The 12,268-nt window shown below is 67.5% G+C and carries 4 protein-coding genes; all 4 read right to left on the minus strand.

Annotated features, from left to right (window positions below; genetic code table 11):
* Nucleotide 1: 1 nt before the first annotated feature.
* The 4 genes from CU044_RS37405 to CU044_RS37420 all read right to left on the minus strand — a co-directional run bounded on the left by CU044_RS37405 (nt 2) and on the right by CU044_RS37420 (nt 12,203).
* The gene (locus CU044_RS37405; RefSeq protein WP_240046072.1) at nt 2–6,436 is read right to left on the minus strand and encodes an RHS repeat-associated core domain-containing protein; all 6,435 of its coding nucleotides are present in this window, start codon (nt 6,434–6,436) and stop codon (nt 2–4) included.
* A gap of 221 nt (nt 6,437–6,657) precedes the next feature.
* Nucleotides 6,658–10,197 (minus strand): LamG domain-containing protein, encoded by a 3,540-nt coding sequence (locus CU044_RS37410; protein ID WP_129773475.1) that lies wholly within the window; start codon nt 10,195–10,197, stop codon nt 6,658–6,660.
* Nucleotides 10,198–10,848: 651 nt separating this feature from the next.
* Complete coding sequence (locus CU044_RS37415; RefSeq protein WP_129773477.1) at nt 10,849–11,937, minus strand: site-specific integrase; 1,089 nt, start codon at nt 11,935–11,937, stop codon at nt 10,849–10,851.
* 59 nt (nt 11,938–11,996) lie between these two features.
* Nucleotides 11,997–12,203 (minus strand): helix-turn-helix domain-containing protein, encoded by a 207-nt coding sequence (locus tag CU044_RS37420; protein WP_129773479.1) that lies wholly within the window; start codon nt 12,201–12,203, stop codon nt 11,997–11,999.
* Nucleotides 12,204–12,268: the final 65 nt, after the last annotated feature.

Raw genomic sequence — 12,268 nt, forward strand, 5'->3', positions numbered from 1 at the left:
ATCATCTCACGTTCGTCACAAAGACGGGTATCACGGCCCAGTCCTTGCCATCCTGGTGCCTGAATAGCACTCTCGGGGTAACACCTTCTTCCCATGAAACGTATCCTGTCATGGGGATAGGCGAGGGCTTAACGCTGGTATAAAACTCGAAGCTTCCCGGAGGCGCGTTGTGGGGAATCGGACCATTGTGTGCCTGAGCTGCCGCGTTACCGCCCGTTTTCGGGTAAGTACCCCAGAGCTCGCCCGAGTCGATGACTTTCTGGGTTACCTCAGATGTCTGAGTCTTTCCTCCACTCAGACGATGAAACGGTCCGTACAGGGTAACCGGGCCATCCGGCAGGCTCTTGCCTGCGGTCAGTACCTTGGTCCCGGCCGCGACGGTCGCGCCGCCGACTGCCTGGCTTCCGCCGGAGGCGCCGCCGGTCGCCAGCTCCGCGATCTCCGCGGCGCATACCGGGGCGGTGGCCAGGCATCCCGACGCGAAGGTTGCAGCAACGGGTGCAACGGCCACAGCCAGCCCCACGACGGTGACGACGCCCAGGAGAACCTTCTGCAAGGTCGAGAGCTTCCCTGTGTCCGGCAGGTCGTTGGCGTTCGCGTCGTACTGGGGGTTGGTTCCCATGGCCCAGCAGGCGTTGCAGTAGCCGTCGTCCTTCTTGGGCTTCGGGTCGGGGCCCTTCTTGAACACGATCTTCGCTGTGGTCGCGCCGCTGGTCTGGGTGACCGTGGTGGTCATGGTGCCGCTTGCGGCGGTGCCGTCTTTCTTCGCGTACTGGAACTTCTGGGTGTAGGTCTTTGTGTATGACCACTTCCAGCCGTTGTTGGTCTTGGTCCAGGTCTCGGTGCCGCCGTTGCAGGAGCTTGAGGAGCCACCGCAGGCGCCGTCGGGGCGGAGCCCGGTGGGGTCGGACTTGGTGACCGGGGTGTTGTTGGCGTACGCGTAGCTGTTGAGGGACTCGTGGTCGTCGGGGGCGAGGACGGGATCGACGGAGAGGAAGCGTCCGGCGGCCGGGTCGTACTCGCGGGCGCCGATGTGGGTGAGTCCGGTATCGGCGTCGGCGGGTTTGCCGAGGAAGCCCTTGTCGTCGGGCCAGGCCGGCGGAGTCGTGCCGCGGGCCTCGCCGAAGGGTTTGGTATAGCGGCGGGTGACGGCCTGGGTGGTGGCGTCCACCGTCATCGAGGCGGTGCCGTGGTGGTCGTCGACCATCCAGGACAGGCCGGTCTCGGTGCGGACTGCGGTGGCGTCGCCGGCCGGGTAGTACCGCTGGGCGGTGAACTTCTTGGCGGCCGTGTCGTAGTGGAGTTCCTGGCCGGCCAGGTAGAGGACGCTCTTGGAGGGAGCGCGGCGGATCAGGAGTTCGCCGCCTGCGTCGTAGAGGTAGTCGGTGGTCCTGGTGCCTTCGGTGAGGCGGGTGAGTTCTCCTTCGATGTCCCAGGTGAGGCTCTGCGCGGTGCCGGTGGGGCCGTAGCGCTTGGTGGTGTTGCCCTGCTCGTCGTAGGCGTAGGGCTTGGCGGTGCCGCCGTTGACGGTGACGGAGGTCAGGGTGTGGGGCTGGCCGGTGCCGGAGGTGTTGACCGCCGGGTAGCCGTAGGCGGTGGTGGTGTTACCGGTGGCTTTGTGTTCGGTCTGGGTGTCGCGCAGGCCGCCGGGCTTGTAGGCCCAACTGCTCCAGTACGGAGCGGGGCCACCGAGGGTGGACGCCGAGCGGGTGGTGGCGCAGTCGCTGGAGGACGGGGTCCAGGCTTCGGTCAGCCGGCGGTAACCGTCGTAGGCGAAGCACTGGGTGTCTTTGCCGTTGGCGCTGTCGGTGATCGACTTGACGTTGCCGGTGGCGTCGTAGACGTAGTCGACGTCGTTGGTGTAGCCGGTGTTGGTCTGGTCGACGGTGTGGGTGTTGGCCAGGCGGCGGGTGCCGTCCTCGTAGCGGTTGAGGATCTGGAGCTGCTTGGCGCCGGTGGAGGTGCCCAGGCGGGTCTCCTCGACCTCGCCATACGGGGAGTAGCCGATGTTCTGGACGTAGTCGGTCATGCCGTCGGTGCCGGTGAGCAGGCCGAGGCCGTTGTAGCTGTTGGCCACGGTCTCGGCGGGCAGGCCGGCCACCGCGGGCATCGAGGTGGACTGGACGGTGCCGTCGATGTTGTAGACGGAGGAGGTGGTGAAGGTCTGCGGAGCGCCGGCGGTGACCAAGGGGTCGGTGGCGGCGATGACGGTCTTGGTGCCCTTGGGGCGGCCGAGCGCGTCGTAACCGGTGACGACCTGGGAGTAGATCTTGCCGGTGGTGCCGCCGACGTACCGGATCGAGGCTGTCGGCTGTCCCTTGGCGAGGGTGTCGTAGGTGAACTTGGTCAGCTGGTGGGCGTTGTCCTTCACCCCGTCCCAGGTGCCGGTCTTGCGGCCGAGTTCGTCGTAGTCGGTGATCAGGGTCCGGGTGACCTTGTCGAGGGTCGTCGTGGTGGACACCGGCTGGTCGGCTTCGTTGTAGGCGGTGGTGACGGTGCCCTGGTCGGGGTCGGTGGAGGTGATCTTGCGGCCGCGCAGGTCGTAGTCGTACGTCCAGACCGCCCCGTCCGGTCCGGTCATCTTCTCGAGCTGGCCGCCGGGGGTGTAGTCGTACAGGGTGCGGGTGTAGTCGGTGCCGGCCGGGACGGGGCCGCTGTACTCGCGGCGTTCGGTGATCCGGCCGCGGGCGTCGGCGAGCGTCAGGGTGCCGGTGCCGCCGGCGGCGGCGGTGACAGCGGTGCGGTCGCTCTGCTCGTCGGTCTTGGTGCGCCATTTCTCCTGGCCGTAGACCCGGAAGATTGATTCGGTGGCGCGGCCGGCGGCGTCGAAGACTGTCTCGGTGGAGGCGGGGACGGAGCCGGGGTAGGTGTTGGCCAGGGTGCCGGAGGGCGCGTTGTTGTCGTGGACCTGCGTGTTGGAGATGTAGGCCAGGCCGCGGTCGTCGTAGAGGGTTTCGGAGATCACCCGGCCGCCGTTCGGCGCGGGGGTCTGCTTCTGGCGGGAGCGCAGCAGGCCGTCGAAGATCTCGTAGGAGCTGTTGTAGTTCTTGCCGTCGGCTTTGAGGGCGTCGGTGCGGCCCCAGGTCTCCTTGTCGTTGTTGATGCTGTAGGCGTAGACGATGCTGGCGGCGTCGCCGAGCGCGCGGGAGCGGTCCGGCTTCCAGACCGACCGCAGGCGGCCGAGCGCGTCGAAGGACCACTCGGTGATGTTGCTGTTGGCGTCGGTGGTCTTGGTGGCCGTGCCCCAGGCGGGGTCCACCTCGGTGGTGGAGGTGTAGAGCTTGGGGTCGGTGGTGGTCTTGGACGTCAGCGGGCCGTAGCCGGTGTCGTCGGGGACGTAGGTGGTCTTGACCGTACGGTTGAGGGCGTTGGTCGCGGTGAGCGGGCGGCCCAGCTTGTCGTAGGTGGAACTGGAGACCTGCTGGTAGACGGGCTTCTTGTCGAGCTCGCCGTAGCTCGCCAGCCGGTAGGACGCGGTGATGTCGCCCTTGGTGGGTGCCACCCCGACCGCTTGGGCGTCGTAGGCCAAAGTGATGTCGGAGACGGCGTCGTCGGGGATCACCGGGGTGGTCGCGCAGGGAACCGAGTAGGTCTCGGTGCGCGAGACGGTATTCACCTGCCAGGCCGAGGTGTTGCGGGCATAGCTGGTGCGCACGCAGGTCTCGTCGCCGGTCTTGGCGGCGTCGCCGCTGTCCTCCACGGTGATCGGCATGCCGTACGTGGTGTCGTACGTGGTCTTCTGCTTGACCGTGCGGGTGCCGGTGGATGTCTTGGTGCGGGTGGTGGTCTCGCCGGCCTGGACGATCCAGCCTTCGGTGGTGCCCCAGCTGTAGGTGTGGCTGCCGGTCTTGTGGGACCAGGGGGTGTTGATGGTGCCGCTGAGTTCCTCGGTGCCGTTGTAGACGATGGTCTCGCGGACGAAGCCGGCGTACTGGCGGGAGTCGTCGATGGCGGTGCCGGTGGAGTCGGTGACCTTCTCGACCCTGGCGGTGCCGTCGAGTTCCTTCTCGCCGTTCAGGCCGCGCATGTACAGCGTGGACTTCTTGGAGCGCGGGCCCTCGGAGTCGCCGGAGGTTTCCACGACCTTGCCGTAGCCGCGCCACTGCGACCAGGTGCGGTTGGACGGCTTGGTGAGGCCCTCGTCGTCGGCGTAGGCCCAGCCGGCGTCGCCCTGGTAGTCGTAGTAGGTCTCGCCGGTGTCGCCGTGGCCGTAGGGGTCGTCCTGGAAGACTGAGGTGACCACGTACTTGTGGAACCAGTCCGTGACCGGATCAGCCCCTGACTGGGACCACTTGACCGGGAAGCAGCGGCGGGTGTTCTTGTCGACACCCGCCGGCATGCTGGTGCCCCACACGCAGTCGGGGTCGGAGTAGTTGGCGGTGAGGGTGGAGCCGGTCTCGGACTTGATGGTACGCACGCGCCACTTGATGTAGCGCAGGGTGTCCGGGCCGCTGCCCTCGACGTGGTTGGGCAGCTGGATGCCGCCGAAGACGACCGGCGGCATGGCGGCGGCGGTGGTGTTGGCCTTGCCGGTGTTCTGGATGGACTTCAGCCACAGGCTCGCCGAGGAGGCGTCACCGGTGTCGGGGAAGTTCTGCTCAAGGTGCCAGGTGTCCACGTCCCGGCGTGTGGTGCCGGTGCCGGTCCACACTGAGGTGGTGATGTCGGTGAGGCGCTTGCGGGTGAAGAAGGCCGGGCCGATCTGGGTGGCGCACTTGGTGCCGGACGCGCAGATCATGTCGAAGGGCACGTCGGGCCAGTTCGCCTTGGTGTCCTTGGTCAGGCTGGAGCAGCCGCCCGAGACGACGCAGCGCTCGGCATAGGTGAAGCGGACCTGCTGGGCGGCGGGCTTGGCATACAGCAGTTCACTGCGCAGGCCGTAGTCGATGCGGTTGAGGTAACCGCCGCGGGTGTAGCCGGTGCCGTTGACGGCGGTGTCGGCGTTCTTGGAGTAGTAGTTCGTCTCCCGGCCGTACCAGTACGTGGATGCGTTGCCGTGGGTGTCCACGACGTAGTCCAGGTTCCAGCGCCAGGCCTGGGTGCAGAAGGAATCGGCGAAGCCGGAGGACTTGTAGCAGGGCTCGCCGGAGTCGTCGCCGGAGACCGGGACGGTCCACACCGAGTTGGTGACCGGGTCGTCGTCGGTGGTGTCGGTGGTGCCCTTGTCGCTCCAGCCGGGCATCCTGTGTTTGCCGAAGAAGTACTGGGTGCCGGACGCGTCGGTGACCTTCCAGTACTCGGTGTTGTTGTCGCCGTTGCCGGTGGCGCCGGTCAGGTGCTCGACGCGGCTGCCGTCCTCGTTCTTCACCTTCCAGGAGCCGCCGGACGCCTCGGACAGGGCCGCGGTGTCGCAGGCCGCCTTGTCGGCACAGGAATTGACCAGTTCCACCGCCTTGCCGTTGAGGACCAGGGTGGCGTTGGCGTACTTCCAGCACAGGTCGCCCTTGCCGGACTGGCCGTCATCCTTGCAGGAGCCGTACTTGCGCTCGATATAGGACTCCGTGAGCGAGAAACCCTCGCCGATCACGGAGGTCTGGTTGTTCTCCCCGGCCGTACGGCCGTCCACCGAAGCGGAGTTGTAGGAGATGGACAGGTTCGGGGACGGCCCGGCGGTCGCCGGGGGAACACTCAGCGGGTAGTTCCAGGTGAAGTCACCCGTGCTGCCGCCGGCCTCCCACGTTGCGGTCGGAGACAGCGAGGTAGCGCTGTAGTCGCCCCCGCCGCCCGCACTGTCGGCCGCCGCCGCCAGCAGCATCGGGGTGCCGGCCGTGAGAGCGCGGGCGGAGACAGTGCCCGTCAGGGTCTGGGACTGCGCGTCATTGCCCGTGCCCGCCACCGGGGTCTGGGTGCGGCAGGACTTCTTCTCCGGAGTGGTCAGCGCACACGCCGGGAGCGTCACCAGGCGCAGACGGGGGCCGAAGTTGCCGCCGTAGACGTCGCTGAAGGACGAGTAGTTCAGAGAGACCCGGAGGTTGTCGGTGTCACTGGCGGCGTCCCCGGACGCGGATCCCGCCGGGTCGACGGTGAGCAGGACGCCGTTCACGCCCGCCTTCTTGGAGGCCGATTGAGGGTGGACACTGAGCGCCACCTCCTCGGCCGGGCCGGTGGCCTTCGCCTCCGTCTTGGTCTTGGCCGGCTTGGGTGCCGGGGCGGCGGGCTGCTGGGCCAGCTTCAAGCCGAGCCCGCCGACAGTGACAGCGGCCGTGCCGGTCGCCGTGACCTCGGCGGTGGCCTTTCCGGACTTCGGCCACGCGGCTTTCTTCAGCCGCTCACGGGTCTCTTGGGAGGCTGGGGCGGCCTTGTCCTTTGGGGCCTTGGACGTGCTCGGCGTGAGCACACCGACCTTGTCGATCTTCGCGTTGGGCTGGTCCTCCAACTGCTTGCGGGCTGAGGGGGACTGGGCCAGGGCGGTGAAGTCGTAGCCCGAGGGAATCACGACTTGTGGCAGGAGGGAGAGGGAAACAACGAGCGCGCCACGGCCGAGCCAGCGGCGTATGACCGCCCCTGGGGGGCGTGTGCGGAAGGGTGTTGAAGACACGGTGGTATCCCGGTTCTCGGATAAGGACAGGAGGCGCTCGGGCGGCGGCGTCCGAGCGGAACGGAACAGAGCGAAAGAAGGCAAGGCGGGCGACGAGGCCCGCCCTGTCCCGCCCGCTTCTACTGCTGTTCGGTGTTGCGCCGGTTGGCGATGGTGTCGGTGGAGGTGGCTCCGGCCCAGACACGGACGCTGTCGACAGTTCCGGGGAAGTAGCGCGCGGCGGCGCCGTTGATCTTCGCCCGGCCGATCTCGAACGCTCCGCCGCCCTGCCAGGGGGCGGAGTGCGGCACACCGTCCTCGTCGCCCATCAGAGCGCTGTCGACGTAGAGCTTGAGCGCGCCGAGCTTGGAGGTGTCCTCGGGGTCGGCTGCCGACTGCGCGTCATAGACGACCGTCAGCATGACCGGGACGCCCAGCTGGGCAGTGGTGAACGCGGTGGATCCGCTCGTGGTCCAGACCGCCCCGGTGCCGTCCTTGTCGGGGCGGCCGAACGTCCACCGCCCCTGGGAGCTGCCGGCCGGCTGCTCGTACCAGACGCCCCAGGAGGACTGGCTCGTTCCCGACTGGCCGAACACCTGCACTGCGTACGACTTGCTGGTGTCGGCGAGCTTGGCAGGATCCAGCGTCACCCAGGCGGTCGCGGTGAACGAACCGGAGTCGTCGACGACAGGACCGGTGGCGGCGGCATACGCGCTGGTGCCGTTCAGGGTCATCCGCTGCGTGGTCGTGACCTCTTCGCCGACGTCCGGGTCGCCGGTGGTGAACTGGGTGAGCGCGGCGCCGTTGAGGGTGAGGTTCCGGCCGAAGCCGCTGGTGTCCTTGACCGTGGTGCCGGTCGCGTTGGCCATGTCCGTGGCATCCCACTTGGCGACGAGCGCCGGGACCGGATCGCCCGCGGTGCCGTCGCCGAGGTCCTCGTCCTCCAGCCAGGCGTCGTGGCTGACTTCGGTGTCCGCGAGCGCACGGGACCAGACCTTGACCTCGTCGATGGTTCCGGCGAAGTTCTCCTTGCCGGTTGCCGAGGCCCACAGCCGGCCGACCTGCAGTCCGCCGGACGCCTTCCACGGGGTCACGGTGAACGGCACCGGCTCGCCCTGCGGGACGCCGTTGACGTAGAGCTGGATCGTCTGCGCCGCCGCGTCGTAGACACCGGCAAGATGGGTCCAGGCGTTCAGGACCGGTGGCTTCCCTCCGATCGAGCGAGTGATCGCCGGACTGGCGACGTCCGTCTGGTGCCGGTTGAAGATCCAGGCGTTGGCCCCCGTGGAGAAGTACAGCTGGAATCCGGAGGCGTTCGTGCCGGCCTGCGACAGGACGGTGTAGTTGACGTCCTTCTTCGCCAGGCGCGCCCAGGCCGAGACGGTGAAGGATTTGGTGGTGTCCAGCACCGCACCCGAGGCGGAGAGATACGCGGTCGTGCCGTTGAGCTTCGCCGCGCCGGAGCCGCTGCGGGACAGGGTGTCCCAGGTGGCACCCGAGGAGGTCAGCGGGTGCTGGGTCGCGGTGGTCGCGTCGGTGAGGGCCTTGTCCAGGTGCCAGATTCCTGAGGGCTTCTCGGCGCCCTTCACCAGGAAGCTGTAGTAGCCGGTGAGCGAGCTGTGTCCGGCCGCGTCGTAGCCCCAGACCTGGATCGTGTTCTCGCCAGCCTGGTTAGGCGTGATGGTACGGGTGGTGGCCGTGCCCTTGGCCACGGTGATCGGGGCGGAGACCGTGCCGCTGTTCAGCTTCCACTTGTAGCTGACGACGTCCGACTGGATGCCGGGCGTGGTGGGGTTGGTGTCCGCGGGGGTGAAGGTGAACGTGCCCGACGTGCCCACCCCGCCCGCGGCCGGATCGGTCTCGGCCGGCTGGTAGACGCCGTCCGCGCTGGTCACCACCGGAGGCGGCGGCGAGTCGGTGTCGACCCGGAAGTAACACCAGGACGACCAGGACGAGTCCAGGACACCGGTGGTGCCGCGGTCCGTCTTGTAGTACGCCTGTGTCCTGACCCGCATCCGGTAGTCCGTCTGCGCCGGCAGCGCGCTGGAGGACGCGTCACGCACGGCGTTGTCGGCCACCCACGCGCCGTCCGGCGAGGCCGCGTACCAGGCACGGCTGGAGCCGTCGGCCTTCCACACCTCGAACAGGGCGCGCAGCTGTGCCTGGCTCCCATCCGCCGACTGCACCGTGGCCAGCATCTTCGGAGTGGTGTCACTGGTGGCGAAGGGCAGCGTGGAGGCGTTGCAGGCCCGCCCTGTGGTGCCCTGCTGGACACCGTACGACGTCGGCTTGTCCGGGTAGGACACGTAGGTCACCGACAGCTTGGCGTCGTTGCGGAAGCGCGCCCAGGCACCCGCGTCGGACTCGTCGTGCGCCGTCAGCGAGAAGGTGATCTGCGCCGACTTGTTCGCCGCATGAGAAGCGATCGTCGTCGTCAGGTTCTCATTCGTCTCCTCGCCGACGTTGTCGCTGAAACGTACCCAATTCGCGGGCTGCGACGGGCTGCACAGGGAGCCCCGGCCGTAAGCCACGTTCCGGTCGCCCATCAGGTCCACGGCGGTGGGACGCGACGACCACGTCGTACTTGAGGAGATGCCCTTGTTCACATGGCTGAGGTCGTACCAGTGCGGATCACAGGTGAAGGTCCACACCTGGTAGACCTCCATTGTCGCGTCCAGGACCTTCTTGCCGTGGATCGATGACAGCGGGTACTCGAAGTACGTGCGCTGGGTGTAGGGGCTGTTGGAGCAGAGATAGCCGGCGTAGTTGGAGCAGCGCCCCACCCCCTTGTCCCCGTCGAACTCCCAGAACTTGTCGCCGTCCGAGGAGAGCGCCGTCCAGTCGCCCAGCGCGATGCCTTTGGTCGGCGGGTCGATGTAGAGCGGGAAGACGGTGTCCTCGCCATGGAGCAGGGCCGGATCGGGCGTGATCTCCAGGGTGGTGCCGGTGACCTTGAGCGGCAGCTCGGCCGCCGCGTCTCCACTGCCGGGGCCCTCCGAAGAGGCTGGCTCACCCTTGGCGGCGGGCAGTGGGGCCGCCTCCGGCTCGGCCGCGGTCTCTGTGGAAGGAGCAGTGCGGACGAGTTGCGTGGTGACGCCGGCCGTGGCTGCACCAGCGGCCGGGGTGTCACCGGCCGAGTCCCACATGCGACCTGATGGACTCTCGAAGACCGGCGTGCCGTCGCCGTCGCGCGCCACGAAACCACCGTCGGCCGTGGGCGCGATGTCCAGCCCACCGCCGGAGACAGTCATCGTGATCGTCGCGAGCGCCGGATTCTTCGCCGCCTCCGGGGTCTTCACCACGAGCACCGACGTATAGCCGGTACTCAGCGCGGTCAGTCTCAGATCGACGTCCGGAAGGACTCCGGCGTAGGTGGCCGTATCGCCCTCGACCGACGGCTCGGGGAGCACAGTGGGCCAGCCGAGTCGCAGCTCGTGTCCCTCGTCCTTCAGCGTGATCAGCGTGTCCCCGCTGCCGCCGCCCGAGAAGGTGGCATCGGCCGTCGTGTTCTCCGCCCGCACGGAGCCGTCGGCCTCACGCACGAGGCTGGTGTCGATGGAGGCCCACGTACCGTCGTCCTTCAAGGCACGGACCGGAGCCGCGTTCATCTCCTGCGTGAACGTACCGTCCGGGTTGGCGAAGACCTGGGACGACTCGGTGGTCGCCGCGTCCACTGCCACCCGCTCACCGGTCTCCGCCGCGAGCGCACTCGCCCTCGACTCCGCAGTCCTGTCAGCCGCTGCCGAGACGGCCCCGTCATCAGCGAGCGCCGGAGCCGCCCCGGCTCCGACCACCGAAACCGCACCCCCCAGGAGCGTGACGGCCAGCGCCCCACTCCACACCGCCTGACACCAGCCGCGCTTCCGTCTTCGCTTGAACACGCCCCACCCATCCCCTTAACTCTTTCTTCATCAGAAGAATCTGCGAGGATCATGTGTTCGTTGATCATGCAGGTCAACGGTGTCGCGTATCACATTGACCTGTCGCAATCTTGTCGGGAACATGCCTTTATTCATTTGGTGGCCGTTGGCGGAGAAGCAACTGGTGGACCATCTCACGGTCAAGGTCTACGGGCGCCTGCACCGCCTTTCCCGTCAACTGGCGGCGTAACGTAAGAGATTGGCCGCCGCGGGCGGCGCCTCGCACCGGGGTTGAATGCCTCGCTGGTCCTGGCCTAAGTGTCGTGCGGTACACCTACCCCTGGCCTTTCGACGCCAACGGGCGCTGGACGCTTCCCCAGGACCAATCGACCGACGATCACCGGTGACCAGGACCTGGCCCCGCTCCGATACGCCTTCGCCCCGTCCACATAGGACAGGGCGAAGGAACGTTTAGGCGGGGATAGTGAGCGGGACTTCCATAAGCTCCCAGGCACCGAGCACGGCCTTGTGCGCGTCCGGCTGAAGATGGGCGTAGCGCTGGGTGGTCTGGAAGCTCTCGTGGCCGAGGAGGTGCTGGACCTCGTAGAGGGAGACTCCCTTCTGGACCAGCCACGAGGCGCAGGTGTGCCGCATGGAGTGCGGTGGGTAGTGCGGGACGAGCTGCTGCTCGCCGTCATCGTCGAAGTAGTAGGCGCCGTCAACAGCCGGCCACCAAGTCTGCCGTCGCCAGTTCCCATCATCGAGGAGACGGCCGGTGCGCCCCTTGGTGATGGTGGTGAACACCACCGCGTCCCGGTCAAGCCGATGCATGTGGCGTTCGAGCGTCTCCAGAACGTGAGGCGGGAGAGGTACCTCCCGGCGGCTCTTGGAGCTCTTCGGGTACTCCTTGATTCCGCTCTTGGTGTTGACCTCCACGACGAACAGGCGCGAGCGGCGCTGGTCGACGCGATGGCGATGCAGGCCGGAAAGCTCTCCCCACCGCAGCCCGGTGTAGAAGCCGAGCAAGCACATCGTCCGCCACATCGTGGGGAGTTCATCCAGAATGTTCTGCGCCTGATCGAGGGTGAACCACTGCGGCGGCTTGACCGCGATCTGGGGCAAGTCGATGCTGCGGCACGGCGTTACTGCCAGGACATCGTCGTCGACGGCCGCGCGCATGATGGAGGACGTCAGGTTGTAGGCCCGCTTGATCGCAGCGGCTCCCGCGCCCTTCTCGACCAGGGCCCGGATCCAACTCTGGACGTCCATGCGGGTGATAGCCCGCATCTCCCAGTCCGCCCAGTAGGGCATGACGTGGTTCTTGATGCTGGAGGCATCGCCGCGCAACGTATGGGGCTCAACGATGAGGGCGTTCCACCACCGGTCGTGCCACTCGCGGAACGACATCTCACCGGCACGCGGGTCGCGCATGCCCCCACGGGCGAACTGGGTCTCCATCTCGATGCCCCAGGCGCGGGCCTGCGCCTTGAGAGGGAACGACTCACTGAACCGGTCTCCCGCCCGGTTGCGTACAGTCACCTGCCACTTGCCGGACTTCAACTTACGGAGGTACGAGGCTCTACTCCTTGTTCAACGATGACGGGCCGGGATGGCCTTGGTCAGCGGCGGACTGCCGACGGCACTACGGCGCGGCGACTGATGAACTCATCGAGCCCGGCCGCGGGCACCCGTACACGGGACCGGCCTGATCCGGTACGGAGGTCGACCATAGGCAAGTCGCCAGCAGCAATGAAGCGGTAGACGGTGCGTCGATCGACATCCAGGGCGGCGGCGACGGCAGGGATGGACAGCAGGCGTGCAGGCATAGCGGGGACACCTTGAGGTGATGGAGATGGGCTGGACGCCCAGCGAATCGGCAGTCAGAGCATCG

Source organism: Streptomyces sp. L-9-10 (assembly GCF_004151105.1).
Lineage (GTDB): Bacteria > Actinomycetota > Actinomycetes > Streptomycetales > Streptomycetaceae > Streptomyces.

What these genes read in the sequence shown, in the direction of transcription:
- CU044_RS37420 (WP_129773479.1), bottom strand. Translation starts at nt 12,203, where the DNA reads ATGCCTGCACGCCTGCTGTCCATCCCTGCCGTCGCCGCCGCCCTGGAT.